The sequence below is a fragment of the Candidatus Borrelia undatumii genome (assembly GCF_020882015.2).
GTDB lineage: Bacteria > Spirochaetota > Spirochaetia > Borreliales > Borreliaceae > Borrelia.
The window spans coordinates 323,816-349,231 of record NZ_CP086555.2 but is presented as its reverse complement, the minus strand read 5'-3'; the positions used below and the strand labels follow the sequence as shown (position 1 = coordinate 349,231).

Below are 25,416 nucleotides of genomic sequence, written 5' to 3'. Positions count from 1 at the left end.
GGTTTGAGAGATATCCATTTGGAAAATAGCTTGAAGTTAAGTTTGTTGAGTTTGGACGGGGATGAAGAGCAAAAGTTTGTTGAAAAGTTTGAAAAAGTTGTTGGTATGTTAAATAAAATTTCTGAATTTGATGTTGGAGATGATTTTAAACAGAGGGCGTGTGCTTTATCTGATTTAAGGGAGGATGAGGTCTTGCCTTCTTTGAAGATTGAGTCCATTAAAAAATTTAGTAATCTATTTCTGGATGGATATTTCCCATCTCCTAAAGTACTTGAATGGGGGCATTGATTTGGATTTGAGAAATGTAAGTTTGGTGAAGATTAAAGAATTGATATTAGGCCGTAAATGTAGTGTTTACGATATTGTCCTTTCTTATAAGAGGCAATATGAATTAGGTAAAGATATTAATGGTTATATTGAATTTTTTGATGATTCTTTGGATTGGGCAAAAGAATACGATGTTCTTTTGGCGAAGGGGGGGGGACAGGATTTTCCTTTAATTGGAATGCCCATTGCTGTTAAGGATAACATTGCGATTAAAGATAAGGGCTTAACATGTGCCTCCGAGATTTTACAGGGTTATGTTTCTCCCTATGATGCAACCGTTATTAAAAGGTTAAGAGATAGGGGTGCAATTTTGCTTGGTAGGACTAATATGGATGAATTTGCGATGGGTTCTTCTTGTGAATTTTCTTATTACGGTGCAACCCTTAATCCTTTAAATAAGGAGTATGTTGTTGGGGGTAGTTCCGGTGGCTCTGGTGCGGTTGTTGCGGGAAATCAAGCTCCTTTTTCACTCGGTAGCGATACAGGGGGGTCTGTTAGACTTCCTGCTTCTTTTGTTGGTGTCATTGGCTTTAAGCCTTCTTATGGAGGTCTGTCCCGTTACGGGCTTGTCTCCTATGCATCGTCACTTGATCAGATAGGTTTTTTTTCTCGTTTCATTGATGATATAGCTTTAGTATTAAGATACACCTGTGGAATTGATAAAATGGACGCTACTAGCATAGATATTATTACAAACCCTTATCCGTTGCTAGATAGATCCTTGAAGAATATTAGGTTGGCTACAATCAAGGAGCTTGGTGAAGATTTAATGGACAAGGATGTTGTTTGTGAATTTTCTAGATTTAAGTCTGAGCTTTTAAGTAAAGGGGTTGTAATACATGAGGTTTCAATAGAAGAAATTTCTTACGTGTTGTCTCTTTATTATTCAATATCTCCTGTTGAGGCAGCCTCTAATCTTGCTCGTTATACGGGACTTCGTTATGGAAAAATGATAAGGGATAATTTAACTTTAAGCGATTTTTATTTTAAACACAGAAGTTCATTTTTCAATGAAGAAGTGAAAAGGCGTATTGTTCTTGGTAATTATTTATTGTCAGAAGGTTATGATTTAAGGTATTACGCAAGGGCTTGCCGAGTTATTGAAAATGTGGTAGTCCCCAAATTTAATGAGCTTTTCAGTAAGTTTGAATATATTATTACGCCTACCAGTTTTGTTAAACCTTTTAAAATTGGTGAGGTTTGTGATGACCCTATAAGAATGTATTATTCTGATATATGTACTGTGATTGCTAATCTGATTGGTGCTCCTGCAATTTCACTTCCTTTTGCGAAAGACAAAGAGGGACTGCCTATTGGTATGCAGATAATTGGGCAAGCTAGAAGAGATTTTGAGCTTTTAAATTTTTCAAGAAATGTGATAAGGGAATTGGGGCTAGATGGTATATAGATTACTTATTGGAATAGAGTTGCATGTGCAATTGGGACTTAAGACGAAGGCTTTTTGTGGGTGCAGGAACGAGTTTGGTGGGATTCCGAATTCTCGTACCTGTCCGACATGTCTTGGGCTTCCTGGAGCATTGCCTACCGTTAACAAGGAATTAGTAAATAGTGCGATTCTTGCAGGGCACGCTACAAATTCTAGGATCAAAAATATTGTCAAGTTTGATAGAAAACATTATTCCTACCCTGATTTGCCCAAAGGATATCAGATATCTCAAAATGATGAGCCGATTTGTGAGAATGGATTTATTTTTATTGGAGTTTCTTCAGGTTTTAAAAAAATTAATATTACCAGAATACATATGGAAGAAGACTCTGGGAAGAGTTTACATTTGCTTGAAAGTGATAATAGAAGTTATGTTGATTTTAATCGCTCAGGCGCTCCATTGTTAGAGATTGTTTCTGCCCCAGACATTAACAGTAGGGATGAGGCTGCGGCTTATTTAAATTCTTTAAGGGAAATTTTTAGATACCTTAATTTATCCGATTGCAATATGGAAGATGGTTCTTTTCGCTGTGACGTTAATATCAATTTGCTTATCAATGAGGGCGATATTGAGTATAAAACTCCAATTGCTGAGATAAAGAATTTAAATTCTTTTAAGTTCGTGAAGTTGGCAATTGATTATGAAGAGAAAAGGCAAAAAGAGGAATGGATTTTAAATAGAAAGACTTTTAGGGATGAGGGTAAACACACAAGGGGTTTTGATGACAAGAGAGGAGTTACGGTACTTCAAAGAAGCAAAGAAACAGTGGCGGACTATAGGTACATTAAAGAGCCGGACTTGCCTTTAGTAAGGCTGGATGATGATTATATTGAAAGCATAAAGATTGGTAGGATGGTTGAGTTGCCTTTTGATGCAAGAATTAGACTAAAGAAGGAATATGGTCTTAGTGATTTTGATGTTATTACCCTAACTTCTGATAAAAATTTGGTTAAATACTTTGAAGATGCGGCGTTGGGTGTAAGTGACCCTAAAAGGGTGGCTAATTGGGTATTGTCTGAGGTATTGAGCGTGCTTAATGAGAGAGGGATCAATATACTTGATTTTAATATACCCCCGTCGTATATTGGAGAACTTGTTGAGCTTATCGTTAGTAGGAGAGTAAGTGGAAAGATTGCCAAGGAAGTGTTTGTAGAAATGCTTGACACAAATGCTTCTCCTTCTTTAATTGTTGGTGAGAAAAATTTAGAACAGATAAGTGATAAATCTCTGATTGAATCGGTTGTGGTTGAAGTTTTAGGTGAAAATTCTAAGTCAGTTGAACTTTACAAAAAAGGTAAAAGTCATGCGTTGAAATTCATGATGGGACAGATTATGAAAAAGACTTCTGGAATGGCTGATCCTGTACTTGCAAATGAAATTTTAGTGGACAAATTGAAAGATGTGTAGTGAACCTTTGACGAGTTGCCTTCCAGTTATTAAAAGAGCAAGATTTTTTTACCTTTATGATACTAGGGGTAATAGATATTTAGATCTATACTTGAACGGAGGTAATAATTTTTTAGGGCATAGAATTCGAGGCTTAAATCTTGTTCTTAAGCAGACTTTTTCAAGGGGTCTTACTGCTTCCTATCCTTCCATATTTAGAAAGCAATTCGAAAATGTTTTTTTTTCTTTTTTTAAAGAGGCGGGTTGTGTATACATTTTTAAGTTTGAAAGAGATGCTAGGGATTTTTTGTTATTCTTAACGGGACAACATCATTTTAGTAAGCCTTGGGAAGACGATCAGGGGATATATGAATTTAAGGTTGGATTTAGTAATTTTAGGTATCCTATGCTTGTCAATATTCCGATGCCTGGATGCATGTCTATTAGTATTGTTATATTAGATAATTTGTCTAAAAAAATGGAATTTAGGGATAGTTTCGATGCTTTAACTTTGGCAGCTACTAGGCATGTGCTTGCTAGGATCGCATCTTACGAGAGAGATAAAAAAATTAATTTTGATATTTTTGCTACTCCTATGTTTAAAATAATAAATAGGTATATGTTTCCCCTCTATAGATCTGAGCATCATGTTGAGGTTTTTAATGAGTATTTAAATAATGGGTATTTGATTAATCCCTTGTTTAGTAATCCTTCTTTTGTTCCCTTGAAATTTTCTAAAGGCGATTTGGATGGGTTTAAAAAGGTTGCTTTTAAGCTACAGGATAAACTTAACTCTCAGTATTGACAGACTAGCCTACAAATAGTAGACTTGAGGGGTGTGAATTTGTAGAATACTAAGCGAGGGTGTGGTTGTCATGAATAGAGTAACTGAGAACAGAACAGTATGGGTTAAACCGAAGTATGTTGAGAAGAGGTGGTGTGTTATTGATGCCGCTGGTAGGATTCTTGGCAGGATTGCTGCGGAGGCAGTTAGAATTTTGAGAGGGAAGCATAAGGCGTATTACACTCCCCATCAGGATTTGGGTGATAATGTTGTAATTATTAATGCTTCAAAGGTTAGGCTTACGGGTAAGAAGTATAATCAGAAGATTTATTATAGACATTCAAGATACCCAGGAGGACTTTATTCTGATACTTTTAGAACATTGGTTGAGAGGAAGCCAACGGCGCCTCTTGAGGTGGCTATCAAGGGTATGTTGCCAAAGGGGCCTTTGGGTCGTGAGCTTTTTAGGAATCTTAGAGTTTTTGCTGGGTCTGAGCATAATCTTAAGGCACAGAACCCTTATGAGTTAGAGTTGGATTAAGAGAGGAAAAATGACGAAGGTGGATGTTAGGGGTATTAATTTAGCCATGGGTACGGGAAGGCGTAAGGCTTCTGTTGCTAGGGTCTATATTAGAGAAGGTAAGGGTGAGATTAAGATTAATGGTAGGGATTTGGATTCTTATGTGCAGCTTGAAAATCTGAGGACACATGTTGTGGCGCCTTTGGTTTTAACGAATACTCTCGGGAGGTACAATATTTGTGTAAATATTTATGGGGGGGGTATTGCAGGTCAGGCTGGTGCTATTAGACATGGGATTGCAAGAGCTCTTTTTGCACTTGATGAGGAGCATAGAGCAGTTCTTAAATCTAATGGATTTTTGACAAGGGATTCAAGGAGAGTTGAACGTAAGAAGTTTGGTAAAAAGAAAGCTAGAAAGAGTTTTCAATTTTCAAAAAGATAAAGGATTATATTTGTATCTTTGTGAAAAAGCCCCTGTGAGGGGCTTTTCTTATTTTTTCTTAATAGAATAAAACACTTCTTTACCGTGGTATTCAGCGGTGCTTCCTAGTTCTTCTTCTATCCTTAGAAGTTGGTTGTATTTGGCTATTCTATCTGTTCTTGACAGGGAACCTGTCTTGATTTGTCCCGTTCCGAGCGCAACAACAAGGTCGGCGATTGTTGTATCTTCCGTTTCACCCGAACGATGCGAAACTATAGCAGTATATCCTGCTTTTTTTGCCATTTCCACAGCTTCAAAAGTCTCAGTTAATGTTCCAATTTGATTTACTTTAACGAGTATTGAGTTTGCGACCTTCATTTCAATTCCCTTTTTAAGGAATGATGTGTTTGTCACAAATAAGTCGTCCCCAACAAGTTGCACTTTATCTCCTATCTTATCTGTGAGCTTTTTCCAACCATCCCAATCTTCTTCAGCCATTCCATCTTCAATTGATATAATAGGATACTTTTCTACCCATTTTGCCCAATATTCAACCATTTCTTCAGAGGAAAGCTCTTTTTTAGTTGACCATCTGAGTACATATTTTTTTGTTTTTGAATCATAAAGTTCAGATGTTGCAGGGTCAAGAGCAATCGCAATTTCTTTGCCAGGTTCATAGCCCGCTTCCTTGATGGCTTCCATAATAACTTCGCAGGCCTCTTCGTTTGATTTTAAATTTGGAGCAAAGCCGCCCTCATCCCCAACAGAGGTCGCATAGCCTTTTTTGCTTAAAATTCCCTTAAGAGTGTGAAAGACTTCAGCTGCCATTCTTATTGCGTCACTAAAAGTCTTTGCTCCAACCGGCATTATCATGAATTCCTGAAAATCAACAGAATTATCAGAATGAGCACCGCCGTTAATAATGTTACACATAGGTGTAGGTAATACGTTGGCTTTGTAAGCGCCAAGATATTGGTAAACTTTAAGTCCAACATATGCAGCGGCCGCTTTAGCCGTAGCCATTGAAACCGCAAGGATAGCATTAGCCCCAAGTTTTGATTTAGTAGGGGTACCGTCAAGCTCGAGCATTTTTCTGTCAATTTCAACTTGATTTAAAGCACTCATTCCTTCAAGCTCTGGAGAGATGATATTTTTTATGTTTTCAACTGCCTTTAGCACCCCTTTGCCCATGTAAACAGATTTATTGCCATCTCTTATTTCAACAGCCTCATTTATACCCGTTGAGGCACCTGATGGAACAGCTGCCCTACCAAAGGAACCATCCTCAAGTATTACATCTGCTTCAACCGTTGGGTTTCCTCTAGAATCAATTATTTGCCTAGCCTTTATTTCGTAAATATGAAAGCCCATTTTGTAACTCCTTGTCATTAATATTTGTATTTACTTTACTATGTGTTTTCAGTATAATAATAAATAGAATAAATGTGTAGTGTTTCTTGAAAGGGTTGTTTTTAAGTTTTTGGGTCGGGTTGTGAGAAAAATTCCGAGGTTTTTGTTATATTTTATGTTCTCCTTCTTTGGTGTTCGTGGTGGTATTTTGGGAGGGGTTGTTGTTACGGATTTTAATTTAGCTTTAATTGAGTTTTTGGAAATTTCGACAAGAAGGGATGATTTAAGTCCGATTGTTGACTCTAAAAGAGTTATCATGTTTTATCCTCCGGATAAAAGTATTAGGAAAATATTTGCTGTTTTTGATTTTGATGGTTATTCGAGAAAGTATCTTTTCCAGAGGAATAAGTATGGCCTTTTTTTTGTAAAAGTAAGCCTACCCCATGGGCTTGTTAGAATAAAGTATAAGCTTGTTGTGGATGGAATTTGGACAAACGATGAATATAATGCGAACGTAGTTTACGATAAGGATTTGATACCGTTTTCTGTAATTGATATTTCAGGTGCAAATGACAGTTACATTTCTTTAAGAAATCCGATTGATTCTTCTAATGATGGGGAAGTTGAGATTTTTTATATAGGGCGTCCTGGTCAAGTTGTTACAATAGCCGGCAATTTTAACAATTTCAACCCATTTTTAAACAGACTAATTGAGCAGGAACGCAACAAAGGGGTGTACACTATTAGGCTTAAAAACCTTCCCAGGGGTAGGATTTATTATTATTTTGTTGATTCTGGTAACAGGGTTATAGATAAAAATAATGTTAATAGAACCAATCTGTATTTTGCTCAGGGGGTTGATCACAAGATAGATTTTGAGGTTTCTTATTTTGATAACTAGCGTTTTTGCTTGCCACTTCCGAAAGCAAGAAGAGACACCCCATCGATTTCTCCGGTTTATAGGATAGGTTTAAGGGAACTTTCCTGGATGAGCCGTTCAATAACACAGACTATACGTTTTTATTTATTCAGTAGGCTGTTCATTTCGTCAAAAAGGTATCTGGATACGAGGTGATCTTTTTCTACTTCCTCGAGCGATGCTTCTCCTGCCGTCGGATCTGTGTTTCGGATGCTTGTTAGAGATGGTTCGTCAAGTTTTATGGTTTTGTTTCTTCTTTTCTCGGGATCAATTTCAGGAATAGAAGCTATTAAAGTTTTGGTGTATGGGTGTATGGGGTTTGAAAATAAAATATCTCTAGGTGCGATTTCCAAGATAACACCCAAATACATTACAGCAATTTTGTCGCTCATGTATTTTACTACCGCCAAATCATGTGAGATAAAGAGGTAGGATAAATTTAATTCTCTTTGTAAAGTTTTGAGCAGATTCAGAATCTGAGCCCTTATCGATACATCTAGAGCCGATACAGCTTCATCTAGAAGTAAAAGCTTAGGGTTTAGGGCAAGTGCTCTTGCTATTCCTATTCTTTGCCTTTGTCCTCCCGAAAATTCATGTGGGTATCTAGACAACATACTTTTTTCAAGTTCGGTAATATCCATCAGTTCATTGACCCTCTCGTCTATTTCTTGCCTTGTTTTTGGAAGAATTTTATTTTCATTGTATATAACTAATGGTTCTGCTATTATTTCTTTTATTGTCATTCTTGGGTTAAGGGATGTATGAGGATCTTGAAAAACCATTTGCATATCCTTCTTAGTCTTCAAGAGTTCTCTTTTTGGAAGTTTTGTGATGTCTTTTCCATTAAAATATATGCTTCCAGATGTTGGTGTATAAAGCTGCATTATTGATCTGAGAGTTGTTGATTTTCCGCACCCAGATTCTCCCACTAGCCCCAATGTTTTATTGCGTTCAACCTCAAAGCTGATGCCATTCACAGCGTTTATCTTACGTCTGTTTTTCCAAAACAAAAAGTCTTCCCCAATTGTAAATGTTTGTACTAGATCTTTCACTTTAAGAATTATGTCTCTTTCATCGTTCATTTAAAGCTCCTTGATGGTTACTCACAGTTGATGCAATAGAGCTTTCCTTAATTGAGTAAAGTTTTTCATTCGGATCCTGATCCAGAGTAAGTATTGATTTTAGAAGACCGATTGTATACGGATGCTGGGGAGTTTTAAATATCTCTTCCACTGTTCCTTCCTCCACAAATTCACCTTGGTACATTACAGACACTGTATCGCAAATTTCTGCAACTACTGCTAAATCATGGGTTATTAGTATTGTTGAAGTATTGAATCTTTTAGATAAACTTTTAATGAGTAGCAGGATTTGTTCCTGAATTGTAACATCAAGAGCTGTAGTGGGTTCATCTGCTATCAATAAAGACGGATGACAACTCAAGGCCATTGCAATCATAACCCTTTGTCTCATCCCTCCTGAGAATTGATGTGGATAGTGCTCTATTCTTTCTTCTGCATACATAACGCCAACGGTCTTTAGCATTTCTATCGCTTTCTTCTTTGCTGTATGTTTGTCTAGCTTTTGGTGCAACATTATTGTTTCCTCAATTTGTGTAGATATCCTCAAATATGGGTTTAAGGAGGTCATTGGATCTTGAAATATCATCGCTATTTTATTTCCTCTAATACTTTGGAGCTGTTTTTCACTAAACTTGAGTAAATCTTGCCCCTCAAAGAGTATCTCGCCTTCTTTGTATACTGTTGTCATTTCGGGCAATAGCTTTAAAATAGCCATACTCGTAACAGACTTTCCGCTGCCAGATTCTCCAACAATGGCTCTGATTTCTCCTCTTTTCACTTTTAAGTTTATGTTGTTTACAGGGTGTATTGTTGTGTGCTTCAGTCTAAACTCAATTGCTAAATTTTTGATGTCCAGTATGTAGTCTTCTTTCATTTAATTATCCTCCTAGAGGCCATCTTTCGGATCGAATGCATCTCTTAATCCGTCTCCTAAAAAATTCATGAATAGTAAGAATATTGTCATGACTGCCGCTGGAATGAAAATCTTCCATGGATACTCAATAAACGTAGGGATTCCGTTCTTTACTAACTCCCCCCAGCTGGTCATTGGTGCTGATATGCCAAGTCCCAAAAATGATAAAAACGACTCAATCATAATAAAAGACGGAACATTCATTGTTGTAATTATTGCTATCATCCCAAGACTATTGGGGATTAAATGGTTAAATATCATTCTCTTATTTGTTGCCCCCAGTGTTCTAGCTACTTGTATAAATTCAGACTTTGAAAGTGATCGTATCTGCCCTCTAACTATTCTGGCAAGTGATAGCCATGAAATAATGCTAATTGCAATAAACAAACCTATTATATTTCTTTCCATAACGGTCATCAATGTTATTATGACAAGCAAGGAGGGTAAGACATAGAGCATTTCTATCGTTTTAGTTATTATTCTGTCTGGGATGCCACCAAAAAATCCCGCTATTGCACCCACTATGGTTCCTATTATCATAGATATGAACGCTCCAATAAAGCCTACAGATATTGATATTTGGCTTCCCTGTATTATTCTCGCGAGTAAATCTCTTCCAAGGCTATCTGTCCCCAGTAGGTATACTCTTTGATGTATTTTAGTGTCCCTGCCATCAATCTTTTGAACCTCTGTTTCTATTCTTCTCTTCATTTCTTCAAGCCTTGAGTTTTCTTCTTCATTCAGATCCCGCTTTTCCTTTTTAGATAATTTTTTTATGAAATTAAGTTCCTTCTCGTACCACAGCTCCCCAGCGTGTCTAAGAGATGGGGGTAAGTCTGCATGCTCAACTACTTGAGTATAGTACTTGTATATTGGTAAGATTGGCTGAAGAATTGCAATTATTATGTAAAATCCAATAATAAATATGCTTATAAATGCAAGCTTGTTTTCTTTAAACCTCAACCACGCTCTTCTAGTAGATGTATGAGACTCAAATGAGTCATTTTCTTGTTCATAGTTGCTCATTGTGTTACCTCCTATACTCTTGGATCAAGTTTTTTATAAGCAATGTCTGATACTAAAATAGAGATAAGCAGTATGGTTGAATAAACCAAGACTGAGCCCATTAACAGTGGATAGTCTCTATTCAAAGATGCCTCTACTGTAACCACTCCCATGCCAGCAATTCTAAATATTTGTTCAATAACCATGCTGCCAGAAATTATTCCAGCAAAGATAGGCCCCATGTAGCTTATCAGGGGAAGTATGGCCCCTATTAGGACATGTTTCCTGATTATTACACTAAAACTTAAGCCCTTAGCCCTTGCTGTTCTTACAAAATCACTCTTTAATATTTCTAACATCGATCCCCTAAGTATTCTTGTAAAAATAGCTGTGTATGGCAAAGCAAGTGTTAATATAGGCATAACTAAATTTGCAAGACCACCTCGTTCCGTAATCCATCCAGAGGTGTAAAATAGTCCCAATTTTACTGATAGGAAGTATTGCAAAATGGGACCAACTACAAAAGTAGGAACAGAAATCCCAAATATTGCTAATACTCTTATTGCATAATCAATACGAGTATTTTTTTTAACAGCAGCTATTGTCCCCAGTAAAATTCCAAGCACGAGGGACAATACTAAAGTTACTATCCCGATCGTAAGGGATTTAGGCATCCCTAATTTTATATACTGGTTTACGGTTAAGTCTCTCTTTTTCAATGACGGTCCAAGATCCCCTTTTAAGACATTTGCGATGTAGTAGTAAGCCTGAACATGAAAAGGCTTGTCAAGATGATACTTTTGCATTAGCTTTTCTTTTACCTGAGGATCAATAGGTTTTTCAGAATCGAACGGATTTCCGGGAGCAAGTCTCATTATTAGGAAGCACAAAAAAGTTATTGCAATTAGAGTTGGAACCGTTTCCAACAGTTTTTGTACGGTAAACTTCAGCATGGCCGCCCCTCATTTCAGTAATGAAATTTTTAATCTATATAGTTAGTTATTCTAACACATAATGTTTAATTATTATTAACACATTGAGATTTGTTTTATTTCGCTTTAAAGACATTTAGTATTTTTATCGTGTTTGAAGGCTAGGTTTTATAATTTGCATATTACTGTGCGGCATTTGAATTTGATATTTTTAACAAGTTTTATTTGATTCAGATTTGTCTATTAGTGCTTAAGAGATTCAGTTCATCTATTTATTGCCTTTGAAGATATTTTATTTTTTAATTAAAATCGTTAGATCGAGATTTTTATTAAAGCATTGTACTTTTATGCGTACGCAGTGAAATTCCTTTAAGTTCTCTGTTGATGCAAACAGAAAGAGATGGTACTTCGCCGTTCCAGAAACGGAGACTGACCACGGATTCAGGTTTTGAGCCGCTTTCAACCTTACTAATAAAAAGATGCTTGTTAAAGCATCTTTAACAAACACCCCTTCACTCTATTTTATTCTTTTAAGTTCAGAGAAATCAAATCTTTCCAGAATATTGGGATTCCATCCGGTCCATTTGTCATTATTGAAGAGATAGTTGCCTGCATATATGTATATTGGAGCAACAGGGAAATCTTTCTCTATAATTATTTCCTCAGCTTTTCTTAAAATGTCCTGGCGCTTAACTGGGTCTTGCTCAAGGTCAGATTGTTTTATTAGTGAGTCATATTCCTTATTAAGGTATTTGTATGAAGTAAAGTGTGTGAACTCTGTTTGAAATAAGCCCAGAAATGCCATTGGATCTGAATAATCGCCCAACCAGCCCCCCCTTACTATTTCATAATTACCATTTTGCCTATTTGCTAGGTAGGTTACCCATTCCTCGTTTTCAAGTCCGACATTTATATTTAGAGTTGTTGCCCATTGGTTTTGAATAAATTCACAGATTTTTTTATGATTTTCGTTCGTATTGTATTTTAATTTAAGAATAGGGAAGTCCTTACCATCAGGATAACCAGCCTCAGCTAACAGTTGCACAGCCCTTTGGGGATCAAATAAGACAAGTTCCTTGCCATAAGAATAATTTTTAAAATTGGGACTAATTTTTCTTGTGGGAATAGAACTATTTTCTATAACTTTTTCTGTTAACGTCTCCCTGTCAATGGCAAGAGTCAAGGCTTCTCTAACCCTCGGATCATCAAGTGGTTTAACAGTAGTGTTGAACGAAAAATAGTAAAGCCCATTTATAGCTGAGGTATAATAGTCATTTCTGAGCTTTATTTCTTTTATTAAGTTAGGTGGGATGGTTGGAGTTGTTAGGAAGTCAAGTTCGTCATTTTCATACATTCTGTAGGAAGTTGTACTGTTGTCTGCTGTATAAAAGACGACTTCATCTATTTCAACATTACCAGCGTTGTAGTATCTATTATTTTTTTCAATAACCATCTTTTCGTTTAAAATTTTGTGTTTTAGCTTAAAGGGCCCACTTACTACCATGTTTTCAGGATCAGTCCATCTGCTGCCATGTTTTTCAATAACATGAACTGGAACAGGCATGTATGTATGGTGTGTCAGCATGTCAAGGAAGTAAGGCTTTGGATTAGCAAGTGTTATTTCAAGAGTGGAGTCATTTACAGCCTTAATTCCAATTTCAGAATCAGATAAATTACCGTTGAAGTAATCCTCGCAATATTGGGAGTCCACCCGATCCATTTGTCATCCCTGAAGAGATGATATGATTTAGCAATCGAGATAGGAGCGGCAGGGAAATCTTTCTCTATAATTATTTCCTCAGCTTTTCTTAAAATGTCCTGGCGCTTAACTGGGTCTTGCTCAAGGTCAGATTGTTTTATTAGTGAGTCATATTCCTTATTTGAATAGCCATATGCCCCAAATGTATGATTTTCTGTTGTAAATAAACTTTCAAGGAAAGTTAGCGGATCTGAATAATCACCTGCCCACCCCATGTCTGCTATTTGGTAATTACCCAACTTTCTGCCGGCTAGGAATGTAGTCCATTCTTCAGTTTCAATTTCAATGTTAATGTTTAGTATTTTCTTAAATTGTTCCTGTAGAAACTCTTCGAATAATTTTGGGCCATCACGCTTTGAAGTTTTGTATTTAAGAATAGGGAAGTCCTTACCATCAGGATAACCAGCCTCAGCTAACAGTTGCACAGCCCTTTGGGGGTCAAATAAGACAAGTTCCTTACCATAAGAATAATTTTCAAATGATGGAGTTAGGTTCCTTGTTGGTGCTGATTGGTTCTTTAAGGCAATTTTATTTAATGTCTCCCTATCAACGGCGAGAGTCAAGGCTTCTCTAACCCTCGGATCATCAAGTGGTTTAACAGTAGTGTTGAATGAGATATAATTTAATCTGTTTATGGGGTGAGCGTAGTAATCATCTCTTATTCTGGCTTCTTCTAAATACTCCATACCTATCTTTGTTAGGAAATCAAGTTCGTCATTTATGTACATGTTGTATGCAGTATTTGAGTTTGCTGTATAAAAGACGACTTCATCTATTTCAACATTACCAGCGTTGTAGTATCTATTATTTTTTTCAATAACGATCTTATCATTGACAAGTTTTTCCTTCAACTTAAAAGGCCCACTTACTACCATGTTTTCAGGATCAGTCCATCTGCTGCCATGTTTTTCAATAACATGAACTGGAACAGGCATGTATGTGAGGTGTGTCAGCATGTCAAGGAAGTAAGGCTTTGGATTAGCAAGTGTTATTTCAAGAGTGGAGTCATTTACAGCCTTAATTCCAATTTCAGAATCAGATAAATTACCGTTGAAGTAATCCTCGCAATATTGGGAGTCCACCCGATCCATTTGTCATCCCTGAAGAGATGATATGATTTAGCAATCGAGATAGGAGCGGCAGGGAAATCTTTCTCTATAATTATTTCCTCAGCTTTTCTTAAAATGTCCTGGCGCTTAACTGGGTCTTGCTCAAGGTCAGATTGTTTTATTAGTGAGTCATATTCCTTATTTGAATAGCCATATGCCCCAAATGTATGATTTTCTGTTGTAAATAAACTTTCAAGGAAAGTTAGCGGATCTGAATAATCACCTGCCCACCCCATGTCTGCTATTTGGTAATTACCCAACTTTCTGCCGGCTAGGAATGTAGTCCATTCTTCAGTTTCAATTTCAATGTTAATGTTTAGTATTTTCTTAAATTGTTCCTGTAGAAACTCTTCGAATAATTTTGGGCCATCACGCTTTGAAGTTTTGTATTTAAGAATAGGGAAGTCCTTACCATCAGGATAACCAGCCTCAGCTAACAGTTGCACAGCCCTTTGGGGGTCAAATAAGACAAGTTCCTTACCATAAGAATAATTTTCAAATGATGGAGTTAGGTTCCTTGTTGGTGCTGATTGGTTCTTTAAGGCAATTTTATTTAATGTCTCCCTATCAACGGCGAGAGTCAAGGCTTCTCTAACCCTCGGATCATCAAGTGGTTTAACAGTAGTGTTGAATGAGATATAATTTAATCTGTTTATGGGGTGAGCGTAGTAATCATCTCTTATTCTGGCTTCTTCTAAATACTCCATACCTATCTTTGTTAGGAAATCAAGTTCGTCATTTATGTACATGTTGTATGCAGTATTTGAGTTTGCTGTATAAAAGACGACTTCATCTATTTCAACATTACCAGCGTTGTAGTATCTATTATTTTTTTCAATAACGATCTTATCATTGACAAGTTTTTCCTTCAACTTAAAAGGCCCACTTACTACCATGTTTTCAGGATCAGTCCATCTGCTGCCATGTTTTTCAATAACATGAACTGGAACAGGCATGTATGTGAGGTGTGTCAGCATGTCAAGGAAGTAAGGCTTTGGATTAGCAAGTGTTATTTCAAGAGTGGAGTCATTTACAGCCTTAATTCCAATTTCAGAATCAGATAAATTACCGTTGAAGTAATCCTCCTCTAAACGTTATCTTGTCTTTGTGTTCATCGTTAGTACATGAGGATAAGAACAAAACAAAAAAAGATAAAAGAATTACTATTTTGTGTTTCATAACGCGTTCTCCTTAATTTTTGTTATTGTATTCTCTTCTATTATAAATGAGTTTTGTTGCAAGACTTAAATAGATTTTGCTTTAATTTGATAATCAAATAAAGTATAATTACACAGGCTGTTATTGGTTTGTGGGTGTTTTATTTTTTCTAAAAGTTTAAAGGTGATTTTTTATGTTTATACAGAATGAGAGTTTCAGTAGGTACTTTAAGGATATTGAAGATGAATTCATCAGTCAGTTTAAAGCTATTGAAAATGTAAATTGTCTAGGTAGCTCTTATCATATGGCTAATTCTGTTAGTAGGGATTTGGCTGATAGAATGATAGAGAGACTTTTAAGAAAAAGTTCTACTATTGTTGGTATACAACATATTTTAGAACTTTATAACAAGACTAAATCTGGAAAGTCATCTATCATATTGATGGAGCATTACAGCAATTTTGACTTTCCTTGTTTTCAATTCTTACTAAGTAAAATGAGTTGTACAGAAGTTGCAGACCATATCATTCCTGTGGCTGGCGTTAAGCTTTTTAAGGATGATTTATTTGTTAAAAGTTTGTCTTTGGGTTACAGTGTGATATTTATTTACCCTCCGCATTCGTTTATTGGTGTTGACACTGAGACGATTAGAGAGAGGAGAGCTTTTAATGCTAATTCTATGAAATTTATTTCTGATAAGAAGAGCAGCGGGTATGTTATTCTTATTTTTCCAACAGCAACTAGATATAGAAAAGGGAGGCCTGAAACCAAGAAGATAATTTCGGAAATTGGGAATTATTTTAAGATTTTTGATTATTTTGTGATGGTTGGTATCAATGGAAATATTCTTGAAGTTTCAGCAGATGAAGAAATGTCGCATGACATTTTTAAGGAAGATACCATCGTTTATAATGTGACGGAAGTTATAGATATGCTTGAATATAAGAATTTGATCTTAAGGGAGTTAGATCAGGAAGGCTTAGAGCCTACAAAAGAAATATTGAGCTCTAGGATTGCGGATGACTTGGAGAAGCGTTTTGTGGTTCTTCATGAAGAGGGAGCTAGAATATATAATGGTTTGAACTAGGATTTATTGTAGTATGCCTGATATAGAGGAAGTAAAAAAGTTTAAAAGGGAAATATTGGATGATATTTCTGGTGAAAGAGTTAAAAAAGAGCCTTTTGGGGTACAGATGGATATTGAACCTCCGAGGGATGTGGATGAAAGTATTGTTCCATGGGAGGAAAAATCTTTTCTTGATACAGAAGCAGAGGAGGAGGGACCTGATTTAGACTTTATTCTTGATGCCCTTGAAAATGAAGAACAGGGCAGTCTGGGCGGGGAAGACAGATCGATTTTAGGGGATTCTAGGGGGTTGGAGATTGATTCTGAGTTTGATAGTTTGGAGGATGAATTTGATGTTTCAGGATCGCAGCTTGAGGAGGATTTTGAAAAAGTTCTTGATGATAATTCTGTTAGTGTAGACAATGTAATTAATTTTGATGTAGATGATGGGCTAGGCGCCGGCTCGCCGGATGTTAGTAAGTCTCCTGATGCTAAGGATTTTAAGAATTTGAGTGAAGAATCTTTGAACGATGATGGCGATATTTTTGGCGATGATTTTAATCTTGATGGTATAGTTGATAATTCGAATAACTTGAGTGATACTGATGATGTTGTTGGGAATTCTGACTCCGGTGTTTTTGGTAGCAATGCTGATGAAGAGGGCGACTTTTCTAATCTTTCGGATGATTTTAGCTTTTTAGAGGATGATGGGGAAGAGAGCGCCCAAGATCGTAAGTTTACAATTAATTATCCTTTGTTCCTTGAGCATTTAAATTCTTACCCTAGAAATTTAAGGATAGCTGTTGCTGAGGCTTTAACGAAAGATAATATCTCTAGATACAAGCTTGAGGCATTGGTTGATCTTGTTGAGCAAAATAAGAAAGGGCTTAAGTTTATTGCTAAGTTTGTTGGTGATATTGTTGGTCGTTCTGTCAAGTTGCCTGTTGTTTATTATAAGGCAGAGGAGTTCAGTCGGCTTGAACAGGAACTTAGCTACAGAATTTCAAAAGCCTTAATGCCGATATTCAAGATAGCTTTGTTAGCTATTTCTTTAACTTTTGTTATGTTTTATTTTTTAGTGGATGTCATGTTTTTTTATGTTGCATCTGATATAAAGTACAAAGAAGGTGTGTCTTATATTTATGAAAATAAAAGAGATCTTGCTAAGTCTACTTTCAAAGATGCATATTACATGCGGCCTAATGACAGGTGGTTTTTGGTTTATGCTCAGGCTTTCGAAGATATAAGAGATTTTGATAGTGCTGAGGAAAAGTACGAGGAGTTATTTACTATTGATCCCTTTTCAAGGGACGCTTCCAAGAGAAGACGAAAGAAATTTGATAAGAATGGGTATATATCTTATGCTGCTATGAAAATGAGGCTTGGGGAATATTCTGAGGCTAATTCGATTCTTGATGAAGTCATATCTTATGACCTTTATGACCGCGAGGCGTTAATGGCTAAAGGTGATAATTATTTTCGGTGGGCTCAAACGGATGTTAAGTATTATAGGGATAGCATCAATAGTTATACTGTTTTGTTATCCAGGCATGGCTATAAAAAGGAAATCTTGTTTAAGCTTTTCAGTGCCTATATTGAGGCAGGTGCTGATAGAGAAATGGAAAATGTAAATTCCTTTATCAAGGCAAATGAAGGATTAGATATTGATGAGGTAGTTTATACTAGGTATGTTAAGAAATTAATAGATAAATATATTGACTTCACTGTTTACAACAAGAGGATAAATAATTTATCTAGGAATTTGAAGTATTTCAGCGCTCAAATGAATTTATTGAATAAAGAATTTGCTGATTTTAAATCGGGCGATGGAGAGACTGTTTTTAATGCTTTAAACGATGTCAATTTGAATTCAGAGATTGAATATGTTCTCAGAAGGATTTTAATTCATAATCCTAATTATAATAAGGCTCTATTTGAGAATGGTAGGTATTCTTATTATATGGGTGATTTTAAAAAGGCAGAGGGGTATTTGTTGACGGCATTAAATGGTTTCAGGCAGGAAAATTTGATTGAAAATTCTGCTGATAAAATAATAGCCTATAGAATTTTGGCAGATATTTACGAAAAAAGAAACGATTCTCTTAAGGCAAGTAATATTATTGGCTTAGCCATAAACGATTATGATTTTTATAAAAAAAATAGTCTTATTGGAAGATCTAGAGAGCTTTCTTTGGTATATGAAAAGCAGGGTGACATTCTTAGGTCTTTGAAAGGATTTAAGGCGGCAATCTCTTCTTATAATGCAGCAATAAATGAGGGAGTTAATTCCTCGGATGTTTATTATAAGGTGGCATTGCTTAATTATAGAGAGGATAATTATAAGGAAGCATTAAACTATTTGTTTAAAGTTGAAAGCATGTCTGGATTTTCAAATAACAATGAAGTTCTAGGTTTAATTGCGTCTGTCCTTTATAAAATGGGTGATTTTGTGGCTTCTAGGAGTTACTATGTGAGGATATTAGAGAATTTGGAAATAGAAAAATCTAGTATTTTGGGGTTTAGACCTGATAATAATTATCATAAGGCCTTGTTGATAAAAGAAATTGAGAATTATAATAACCTTGGAGTTGTTGAGATAAGAGCATCTCTTGGCAATGGGGTCGGTGTTGGCATTGTTAAAGATAATGAGCTTTTTGATTCAGGGATCGCTAATTTGACCAAATCTTCTAGGGTTTTTGACCTGTTAAATCGAGATGTTGATATGGTTAGAAGTTCGAGGAAAGATCTTGCTAGTTTAAATCTCAGAAGTGTTTTTAAAAATGATTTCTCTGGATCTAGTATCTTATTTTATGATAGTTTGGCTGATAATCTTTAAGTTTTGTTGAATTTTGGGCATGGGTTTGCCTAGTTTGTTTTTAGGGACTTATATGAAAAAAACTTACTTTTTTATTTTCTTGCTTGTTGTTTTTGATTTATTTTCTTTAATGGATGACCATTTAGATATTACTATTGATGATGTGTATGTGGAGGCTCATGAAGATGGGTTTCATCTTTTTATTAGAAAAAAGCCAAAAGTTAAGTCTGTTATTCTAACAGAGTCTTTTGAAATTCCGGACAAAAGCAAGGATGTGTCTACTTATTCTTTTAGAACATTGAGCTACAACAAGATTAATGGGGATGAGATTAGGATTTTAAACGGTAGGGTTATTAAGAATAGAGAGCTTTTATCACTAACATCTTCTACTCCTGTTCCAAATGGAAAGTTTGGAGAGGCTTTTCATATATTGATCCCTAAAAGATTAAAATATGGTTTTCCAGATTTTTCGACAAGAAGCGGTGATATTGATTTGGAAGCACTTAAGAGGAAAAAAGAGCCTTTTTGGTTTTCGATTAGGACTTTTGAAAAAAAATATAATGATTATTTAGGTCAGTACAAAGATAATGCTTATGAATTATTTTTTAAGGATACCCAAACGGAAGGTAGGGTGGCGCTTGATGGTTTAAGAGAAGCATTTTTGAGATTTTCAGATGATGTTATTATTGCAGATAAGGGAATGGATACTATTGAAAAGATAAAGGATATTTTAGAAAGGTCAGAAGACTCACTTGCTGAATTGGATCTCGTTTTTGTTATTGACGCTACTGAGAGCATGAAGAGTCATATTGAAATTTTAAAGGAGCATCTTTTTGAAATAGTAGAACCTCAACTTGAGAAGTTTAAGTCTTATAGGGTAGGTCTTGTATTTTATAAGGATTATCTTGAAGATTTTTTGACAAGATCTTTTGACTTTAATACTAAAGAATATTTAAATAATATCCTTAAATATGTTAATGTGGGTGGCGGTGGGGATTATCCTGAAGCTGTGTTTGAGGGTATTAATGCTGCTGTTACTCAGTTTGACTGGAAGGCAGAGAACAGGCTTATTATTGTATTGGGGGATGCGCCGCCTCATGAATATCCTAGGGGGCCAATAGTGTATGAGGCGGTAATCGACTCAGCTAAAAGGAAGGACATTGCGGTCTATGGAATACTACTTCAGCAATAAGGGGTCTTTTTAAGCTTTAGTTTTTTCAATTTTTTCTATCATTTTTTTAGATAAAGTTAAGATCCATCTGGGGGTTTTTGTACCAGATTTTATTAGTTCTTCAAACAGATTTTTTGCTGTTTCTTTCTTGCCGGTAATATAGTTTATGAACGCGATTTCATATTTCCCAGTAGCGACTACGCTTGAACTTCCTTTGTGATTTTTAATCATTTTTTCATATACACTTAAAGCGGACTGATAGTCATTTAAGTTCATTGCTTTTTGAGCTTCTCTTAAATAGACACCATGGGGAGTTTCTTTTGTAAGTTCCTCCAAACTCGCCGTGTAGCAAGAAAACAAAAGAATGCTAATCAACATCAACTTTCTCACCTTAAGACCCTCTTTTAGAAAGCTACCAAAATAATTTTATTAGATCTGAGAGAAGAAAACAAGGTCTTACTCATTTTCTTCTCTCGCTTTATTTACTTAGAAATTTATTTAGAAGGTATTATAATTTTCCAATCCTTATGTATCAAATCCGGATTTTGTATCTTCTGTCTGTTTGCAAACCAAATTTTCGGCCATAAATAAGGATCCTTGTATAGTTTCTTAGAAATTCCCCACAAAGTGTTACCAATTTTGACTACGTAGAGCTCCCTACTTGCATGGCTTTGGTAAGCCTCCAGGTACCTAGCAGAATCTAGAAATAATTCATTTGCGAGTCTAAGGTTGTTAAGTTTTCTAGCCTCAAGACCCTGTTCCCACAGCTGCCTAGACCTTTCAATAAGCTGGAGGGTTTTAAATTTATTTGAATCTGACCTCTTTATTTCCTCAGCTTCCTCTTCATAAGCAAGCACTAATGGGAAATCAACTTTGCCGAGCAAATAAACCCCACCCTCTAAATCTAGAAGGTTTGTATAAGCTCCCTTGTCCTTAATGAGCGCTCTCCCATTCCATGGGGACGGCTTAATGAGCTTACTGTCACTGTAGACAGAGAGATTAGAAGCGGCCTCAAGTGCCTTTAATTGCTTATACATCCTCTCGTCTGTTTCCTTAAGGGCTCTCGACTCTTTTGCTCTTTTAGCGGTCTGCTGAGCCTTATTGAAGGCCTTGCTATACATACCAAGGGAATTTTCAATATCGTACACCTTGTACTTTCTAGTTGCTTCAAAATACAGATTATTTACCTCATCAACTTCTAGTGGTATCCATACGTACGCCTCGTTCGCTTCAGCGTCATTTAGGTACCTTTCTATATTCTCCCTGAGGTAGCTTATTTTCTCTTTCTTTTCCACTGTATCTCTTGCAATGTTTCTGTATCTTTCCAATGCCTTCAGAGCGATCTCATTACCCTTTTGAGTTTCCCCTTTCTTGAATTTCTCTTTCATTTCCTTCTCAGCCCTCTCGGCCTCGTTAAACTCTTTGGAATAAAAAAGATTTCCTCTTTCTCTTATGACCTCATTCTTAACATCTTCAACGTCTCTTTGCAGATCCTCAGGACGCCCAACTCCGTTTCTTTTTGAAATTCTAGCATTTCCATCCTCACCGTCCTCTGGAGAAGTTTCGCACGATAAGACGGACAAAATAAACGCTGATAACATCAGACACAACAATTTGTTTTTTTTCATCATAGACACATCCTTGTTGTTGAGTAACACCGGCTACTCAACACGCTAAGTAACCAATACTTTTATTTCCCAACAGTACCTGCAGTATACAAAACTGCCCTACAGCTCAGCCCTAACACTTTTCCTAGGGGGTTTTGAAATTTTGAAATCCTCACACTTTCTTTCTTCTGGATAAGTTCCGCACGATAAGAGAGAAAGAGTAAGTATAAACAAACCCAAAAACCTGCTTTTTCTTGTCATAAACACATCCTTGTTGCCGGACAGCCCCAGTTGCTCAACACAACCCGAACCCCAGGCAACTAACGCCTCCGTTGCTCGATAGTACTCATTATACAATTGCCGTTAGCCTAAAATCAACACTTTACTCCTTTTGATAGAGAGCCTTGAAACTCTCACGCTTCCCTTTTTCTAGAGAAACCTTACACGACAGGAGGGACAAAGCACGTAATGCCAAAACCAGTCTCACCACAAACGCATCCCTGCCATTGAACAGCATTGGTTACCTAAGACTCGTAGCCTTAAGTAACCAATACACTATCAATGGTATTCTTATACCCACAAAACTGCTGTTAGCCCAGCAACAATGTCTTATCTTTTTTCTCCAGGGGCTCCCGAAATTTTCGGATTTTCTCCACAATCTTCCTTCTGGAGATGGTAAGTTTTACACGAGAAGACAGACAGGGCAAAGACAAGTAAAAACCAACAATTTATCTTTTTTATCATAAATACATCCTTGTTATACAATATTTGCTGCACCAATCGGCAGCCTCGCTCCTTTTCGAGCCTCTATGTAGGGAAATCTAATTCAAAATATCATTTTTACAAGCCTGGTAGAACTAATAGCTTATTTTCATGTTTATCAAGGTTAAAAATCTTTTGAAAAAGGATATAATTAATTTACAAGTGTTGGAAGGAAGGGAAATTTTATTTTAAAATATTATGCTGTTATCTTTTTGTTACTTCCTGGGATGGTGTTATTCTCTCAGGTGGCGTCTGTTAAGGAAATGGAAGGTAGAGTTAGTGTTTTAAGGAATACTGTTCCTGTTAAATTGGATTTGGGGGATGAAATTTTTGAATATGATTTTATTGAGGTTGGAGACAATTCAAAAGTTAAGATAGGTTTGTATGGAATAAACGGTGTTTCATCAGATTTAACCTTTTATTCTAATACGCATGGTCTTATTTTTTATTCCTCCCTTAAGGACGTACAGGACGCAAGGATATATTTGTTTAAGGGAAGTTTGGAAGTTGTTGTTTATGAAGTTGTTAAAGGATCCTCGCTTTCTGTTGACATTGATAATTATTTTTTCATGACAGATACTCAAGCAAAATTTTATGTTAGTGGTGAGTATTACGAAAATTACTTTGTAAGTGTTTTTGAAGGTGTGCTTAAGCATCATAACAGAGATGAATATTTGGTTTCAGAAGGTACTAGCGTTTTGATTTGGGGTAGCAATTCTTTTTTGAATAAAACTAGTGATCCTGTGTTGAGGAATGTAATACAATCTCTCAGAGAAAGATGTCGTAAAAATTTTATTTCTTTAAGCAATAGGGGTTCAAACTACAAATTTTCAAAATACATTGAAGGTAGCCTTAGATTTGACTTTTTATATGAGAATTTAGTAAAAGATCCTAGGTTTAATTTCATATATTCAAAGTGGAGTTTGGAAGATGAAAATCATACTTTAGGTGATAGGGCTGACATGATTAGTGATGTTAACTATTTGAAGGGAAGGATAGGTATCCTTTTTAATAATTTCATCCATTTGGCAAGTGTGTTTTTTTTCATAGAGGATATTGTAAAGAATTCATCAGACATCTTTGAAAAATTGATTGTTCACGGGTCTGTTTCAAATTTTTTTGAAGATTATAAAAAGAGGAGATTGTCTTTGATGAAGAAATTTTTTAAAACAATCCATTCTTTCAAAATGTATTTAGCTCGTACTAATGGTGATGTTCCTAATAATTTAAGGGTTGATGAATTTTATTTATTAAGACCCAGAGAATTTTAATTTTATGAGCATGGTCTTGTTAAAGCAAGAAATTAGAGACAGGATGGTTCTTCTTTTAAAAACTTATGAGACAGGCAAAATAGCCAAGGTTAGCGAAGATATTTCTTTAAAATTACTGAGGTTTATTGAAAGCGTAAATATTTGTCAGATTTTGACATATTACCCTATGCGATTTGAAGTTCAAATACAAGAGTTATTAAACTCTTTACTAAATTTGAACTTTGAAGTTTTTTTACCCAAGGTTTTAGATAAATGTACCATGAGCTTTTTTAGATATTTTGGAGCATCTTCTCTTAAGATTGGCAAGTTTAATTTGTTAGAGCCCACTTCTTGCATTGAGTTTAATAGTAACAGGTGTTCTGTTGTATTGGTTCCAGGTCTTGCATTTTCGAGTAAAACTGGGCATAGAGTTGGACGCGGTGGAGGATTTTATGATATCTTCCTACAAAGAGGCCACTTTTTAAAAGTTGGGGTTTGCTTTGATTTTCAGGTTTTTAATTTTGTACCTTTTTGTATCGATGACGCCAAGTTGGATGTTCTGATTTGCAGGGAGAGGATGGTTCGTTTCTGTGAGTAAAGCTTTGTTGTCTAGAATTTTTTGGATTTTTATTTCCTTGATTTGTTTGTTTCTTTTTGTGTATATTAATTTTTTCAAAGTTAGAGAGCTTAACACCTCACTAGGGAAAAAGATTGCCTTATTTGTGCCAGGGATTATTAGTGGTGCTCCTTCTTACAAAGGAATGTATGATTTTTTGATTGAATTCCAGAAGAATAGAGGGGATATTGAGATTAAGCTATTTGAAGCTGGATTTAATCAGGGTGAGTGGACGGAATTGCTTGAGAAATTATTAAGTCATCGGAAATATGACTTTCTAATAACCGCAAATAATTCAATGCAGGGAATTATTGATAAGGTTTCAAAGAATTATCCTTATACTAAATTCTTAATTTTCGATTCTTTGGTTAAAAACACTAATCCCCAGGTGTACTCCTTATCCTATAATGTTGCAGAGGAAGCTTACATCTTGGGTTATTATGTAGGTCTATTCTTAAAAGATTTTAATTTGTCATACAAAAATGTGGCCTTGATTGCAGGACAAGAATACCCCGTTATGAATGATTATATTTTCCCTTATTTTAGAAATGGAGTTAAAGAAGTTTCAGATTCGGAAGTTTTCTTTAGGACTTTAGGGAATTGGCACGATAGTAATAAGGTAAAGGCTTTAACCGATTCTTTAATTTTAAATTCAAAAGTTTCTGTAGTTCTTCCTATTGTGGGATCGGCTGTTGAGGGAGTGCTTTCATCAGTGCGTGAACATGATGTATTTGCAGTTCTCTTTGATAGTGAGGATTATTTGAATAATAAGGACAATATTATTGGCTCGGGTATTACAAATAATAGATTTTATATGGAAAAAGTGTTAAATAAAGCTTTAAGTGGGGATATTAAATACGGCACCTACGAAGTGCTTGGACTTGGAGAAATGGGAGTTTCATTCAATTTTTTAAATAAGTTTTATGTAGAAAGTATTAGCGTTGAGATTAAGAAACGCCTTCAAGACAAGGTGAAATTGATAAGCGATATTGGGATAAAGATAGATTTAGAATGAC

Annotated in this window: 21 protein-coding genes and 3 pseudogenes; 13 read left to right on the top strand and 11 right to left on the bottom strand. The window is 35.7% G+C overall.

Features of this window, described 5'->3' with window-relative positions; all coding sequences use genetic code 11:
• Window positions 1–3: 3 nt before the first annotated feature.
• The 6 genes from gatC to rpsI all read left to right on the top strand — a co-directional run bounded on the left by gatC (window position 4) and on the right by rpsI (window position 4,907).
• On the top strand, window positions 4–288 hold the full coding sequence (gene gatC, locus LKV13_RS01705; protein ID WP_229088888.1) for an Asp-tRNA(Asn)/Glu-tRNA(Gln) amidotransferase subunit GatC: 285 nt from the start codon (window positions 4–6) through the stop codon (window positions 286–288).
• A gap of 1 nt (window position 289) precedes the next feature.
• Complete coding sequence (gatA, locus tag LKV13_RS01700; RefSeq protein ID WP_229088887.1) at window positions 290–1,735, top strand: Asp-tRNA(Asn)/Glu-tRNA(Gln) amidotransferase subunit GatA; 1,446 nt, start codon at window positions 290–292, stop codon at window positions 1,733–1,735.
• Window positions 1,725–3,182 (top strand): Asp-tRNA(Asn)/Glu-tRNA(Gln) amidotransferase subunit GatB, encoded by a 1,458-nt coding sequence (gene gatB / locus LKV13_RS01695; protein ID WP_229088886.1) that lies wholly within the window; start codon window positions 1,725–1,727, stop codon window positions 3,180–3,182. Before gatA ends, gatB begins: the two co-directional genes overlap by 11 nt.
• Window positions 3,175–3,966, top strand: coding sequence for a hypothetical protein (locus LKV13_RS01690; protein WP_229088885.1), 792 nt, complete (start codon window positions 3,175–3,177; stop codon window positions 3,964–3,966). The genes gatB and LKV13_RS01690 overlap by 8 nt, the downstream gene beginning before the upstream one ends.
• A 70-nt stretch (window positions 3,967–4,036) precedes the next feature.
• Window positions 4,037–4,486, top strand: a complete 450-nt coding sequence (rplM, locus tag LKV13_RS01685) for a 50S ribosomal protein L13 (RefSeq protein WP_229088884.1) — start codon at window positions 4,037–4,039, stop codon at window positions 4,484–4,486.
• A 10-nt stretch (window positions 4,487–4,496) separates the two neighbouring features.
• Complete coding sequence (gene rpsI, locus LKV13_RS01680) at window positions 4,497–4,907, top strand: 30S ribosomal protein S9 (RefSeq protein ID WP_229088883.1); 411 nt, start codon at window positions 4,497–4,499, stop codon at window positions 4,905–4,907.
• Between the two features lie 48 nt (window positions 4,908–4,955).
• On the opposite strand, the gene eno is transcribed toward rpsI, so the two are convergent.
• On the bottom strand, window positions 4,956–6,257 hold the full coding sequence (eno, locus tag LKV13_RS01675) for a phosphopyruvate hydratase (protein WP_229088882.1): 1,302 nt from the start codon (window positions 6,255–6,257) through the stop codon (window positions 4,956–4,958).
• A gap of 154 nt (window positions 6,258–6,411) precedes the next feature.
• Between eno and LKV13_RS01670 the strand changes: the two genes are divergently transcribed.
• Window positions 6,412–7,137 carry an early set domain-containing protein gene (locus LKV13_RS01670; protein ID WP_229089686.1) on the top strand — a complete coding sequence of 242 codons (726 nt, stop codon included), beginning with the start codon at window positions 6,412–6,414 and terminating at the stop codon, window positions 7,135–7,137.
• A gap of 119 nt (window positions 7,138–7,256) precedes the next feature.
• Here the strand turns inward: LKV13_RS01670 and LKV13_RS01665 are convergent, their stop codons facing one another.
• The 7 genes and pseudogenes from LKV13_RS01665 to LKV13_RS01635 form a co-directional block, all read right to left on the bottom strand.
• On the bottom strand, window positions 7,257–8,237 hold the full coding sequence (locus tag LKV13_RS01665) for an ABC transporter ATP-binding protein (protein WP_229088881.1): 981 nt from the start codon (window positions 8,235–8,237) through the stop codon (window positions 7,257–7,259).
• Complete coding sequence (locus LKV13_RS01660) at window positions 8,227–9,111, bottom strand: ABC transporter ATP-binding protein (protein ID WP_229088880.1); 885 nt, start codon at window positions 9,109–9,111, stop codon at window positions 8,227–8,229. The genes LKV13_RS01665 and LKV13_RS01660 overlap by 11 nt, the downstream gene beginning before the upstream one ends.
• A 12-nt stretch (window positions 9,112–9,123) precedes the next feature.
• Window positions 9,124–10,176 (bottom strand): ABC transporter permease, encoded by a 1,053-nt coding sequence (locus LKV13_RS01655; protein ID WP_229088879.1) that lies wholly within the window; start codon window positions 10,174–10,176, stop codon window positions 9,124–9,126.
• Between the two features lie 11 nt (window positions 10,177–10,187).
• On the bottom strand, window positions 10,188–11,108 hold the full coding sequence (locus tag LKV13_RS01650; protein ID WP_229088878.1) for an ABC transporter permease: 921 nt from the start codon (window positions 11,106–11,108) through the stop codon (window positions 10,188–10,190).
• A 496-nt stretch (window positions 11,109–11,604) separates the two neighbouring features.
• Window positions 11,605–12,780, bottom strand: a pseudogene (locus tag LKV13_RS01645) (peptide ABC transporter substrate-binding protein); the annotation flags it as partial.
• Window positions 12,726–13,880: pseudogene (locus tag LKV13_RS01640) on the bottom strand (peptide ABC transporter substrate-binding protein); the annotation flags it as partial. The pseudogenes LKV13_RS01640 and LKV13_RS01645, both read right to left, overlap by 55 nt.
• Window positions 13,856–15,010 (bottom strand): annotated as a pseudogene (locus tag LKV13_RS01635) (peptide ABC transporter substrate-binding protein); the annotation flags it as partial. The pseudogenes LKV13_RS01635 and LKV13_RS01640, both read right to left, overlap by 25 nt.
• A gap of 296 nt (window positions 15,011–15,306) precedes the next feature.
• Here LKV13_RS01635 and LKV13_RS01630 point away from each other — a divergent pair.
• From LKV13_RS01630 to LKV13_RS01620, 3 genes are read left to right on the top strand one after another with little or no spacing between them, the layout of a single operon-like run.
• On the top strand, window positions 15,307–16,200 hold the full coding sequence (locus tag LKV13_RS01630; protein WP_229088876.1) for a 1-acyl-sn-glycerol-3-phosphate acyltransferase: 894 nt from the start codon (window positions 15,307–15,309) through the stop codon (window positions 16,198–16,200).
• 13 nt (window positions 16,201–16,213) lie between these two features.
• Window positions 16,214–19,015 carry a periplasmic flagellar collar protein FlcA gene (gene flcA / locus LKV13_RS01625; protein ID WP_229088875.1) on the top strand — a complete coding sequence of 934 codons (2,802 nt, stop codon included), beginning with the start codon at window positions 16,214–16,216 and terminating at the stop codon, window positions 19,013–19,015.
• A gap of 52 nt (window positions 19,016–19,067) precedes the next feature.
• The gene (locus tag LKV13_RS01620; protein WP_229089685.1) at window positions 19,068–20,186 is read left to right on the top strand and encodes a vWA domain-containing protein; all 1,119 of its coding nucleotides are present in this window, start codon (window positions 19,068–19,070) and stop codon (window positions 20,184–20,186) included.
• Window positions 20,187–20,195: 9 nt separating this feature from the next.
• Here LKV13_RS01620 and LKV13_RS01615 read toward each other — a convergent pair whose 3' ends face one another.
• The 3 genes from LKV13_RS01615 to LKV13_RS01605 form a co-directional block, all read right to left on the bottom strand.
• Window positions 20,196–20,555, bottom strand: coding sequence for an outer membrane protein assembly factor BamD (locus LKV13_RS01615; RefSeq protein WP_229088874.1), 360 nt, complete (start codon window positions 20,553–20,555; stop codon window positions 20,196–20,198).
• 104 nt (window positions 20,556–20,659) lie between these two features.
• Window positions 20,660–21,796, bottom strand: a complete 1,137-nt coding sequence (locus LKV13_RS01610) for a LysM peptidoglycan-binding domain-containing protein (RefSeq protein WP_229088873.1) — start codon at window positions 21,794–21,796, stop codon at window positions 20,660–20,662.
• A gap of 96 nt (window positions 21,797–21,892) precedes the next feature.
• Complete coding sequence (locus LKV13_RS01605; RefSeq protein ID WP_229088872.1) at window positions 21,893–22,033, bottom strand: hypothetical protein; 141 nt, start codon at window positions 22,031–22,033, stop codon at window positions 21,893–21,895.
• A 728-nt stretch (window positions 22,034–22,761) separates the two neighbouring features.
• On the opposite strand from LKV13_RS01605, the gene LKV13_RS01600 reads away from it, so the two are divergent.
• From LKV13_RS01600 to LKV13_RS01590, 3 genes are read left to right on the top strand one after another with little or no spacing between them, the layout of a single operon-like run.
• Entirely contained in the window at window positions 22,762–23,805 is a 1,044-nt protein-coding gene (locus tag LKV13_RS01600) for a hypothetical protein (RefSeq protein WP_229089683.1), read from the top strand.
• 10 nt (window positions 23,806–23,815) lie between these two features.
• Window positions 23,816–24,382 carry a 5-formyltetrahydrofolate cyclo-ligase gene (locus LKV13_RS01595; protein ID WP_229088871.1) on the top strand — a complete coding sequence of 189 codons (567 nt, stop codon included), beginning with the start codon at window positions 23,816–23,818 and terminating at the stop codon, window positions 24,380–24,382.
• Window positions 24,375–25,415 (top strand): BMP family ABC transporter substrate-binding protein, encoded by a 1,041-nt coding sequence (locus LKV13_RS01590; protein ID WP_229088870.1) that lies wholly within the window; start codon window positions 24,375–24,377, stop codon window positions 25,413–25,415. The genes LKV13_RS01595 and LKV13_RS01590 overlap by 8 nt, the downstream gene beginning before the upstream one ends.
• Window position 25,416 lies beyond the last annotated feature (1 nt).

Bases quoted from the DNA above. Each gene is read 5' to 3' on its own strand.
- LKV13_RS01690 (WP_229088885.1), top strand. From the start codon at position 3,175: ATGTGTAGTGAACCTTTGACGAGTTGCCTTCCAGTTATTAAAAGAGCA.
- eno (WP_229088882.1), bottom strand. From the start codon at position 6,257: ATGGGCTTTCATATTTACGAAATAAAGGCTAGGCAAATAATTGATTCT.
- LKV13_RS01620 (WP_229089685.1), top strand. From the start codon at position 19,068: ATGAAAAAAACTTACTTTTTTATTTTCTTGCTTGTTGTTTTTGATTTA.
- LKV13_RS01650 (WP_229088878.1), bottom strand. From the start codon at position 11,108: ATGCTGAAGTTTACCGTACAAAAACTGTTGGAAACGGTTCCAACTCTA.
- LKV13_RS01605 (WP_229088872.1), bottom strand. From the start codon at position 22,033: ATGACAAGAAAAAGCAGGTTTTTGGGTTTGTTTATACTTACTCTTTCT.
- rpsI (WP_229088883.1), top strand. From the start codon at position 4,497: ATGACGAAGGTGGATGTTAGGGGTATTAATTTAGCCATGGGTACGGGA.
- LKV13_RS01665 (WP_229088881.1), bottom strand. From the start codon at position 8,237: ATGAACGATGAAAGAGACATAATTCTTAAAGTGAAAGATCTAGTACAA.
- gatB (WP_229088886.1), top strand. From the start codon at position 1,725: ATGGTATATAGATTACTTATTGGAATAGAGTTGCATGTGCAATTGGGA.
- LKV13_RS01610 (WP_229088873.1), bottom strand. From the start codon at position 21,796: ATGATGAAAAAAAACAAATTGTTGTGTCTGATGTTATCAGCGTTTATT.
- LKV13_RS01630 (WP_229088876.1), top strand. From the start codon at position 15,307: ATGTTTATACAGAATGAGAGTTTCAGTAGGTACTTTAAGGATATTGAA.
- LKV13_RS01670 (WP_229089686.1), top strand. From the start codon at position 6,412: ATGTTCTCCTTCTTTGGTGTTCGTGGTGGTATTTTGGGAGGGGTTGTT.
- LKV13_RS01660 (WP_229088880.1), bottom strand. From the start codon at position 9,111: ATGAAAGAAGACTACATACTGGACATCAAAAATTTAGCAATTGAGTTT.
- LKV13_RS01595 (WP_229088871.1), top strand. From the start codon at position 23,816: ATGGTCTTGTTAAAGCAAGAAATTAGAGACAGGATGGTTCTTCTTTTA.
- LKV13_RS01600 (WP_229089683.1), top strand. From the start codon at position 22,762: ATGGTGTTATTCTCTCAGGTGGCGTCTGTTAAGGAAATGGAAGGTAGA.
- rplM (WP_229088884.1), top strand. From the start codon at position 4,037: ATGAATAGAGTAACTGAGAACAGAACAGTATGGGTTAAACCGAAGTAT.
- flcA (WP_229088875.1), top strand. From the start codon at position 16,214: ATGCCTGATATAGAGGAAGTAAAAAAGTTTAAAAGGGAAATATTGGAT.
- LKV13_RS01655 (WP_229088879.1), bottom strand. From the start codon at position 10,176: ATGAGCAACTATGAACAAGAAAATGACTCATTTGAGTCTCATACATCT.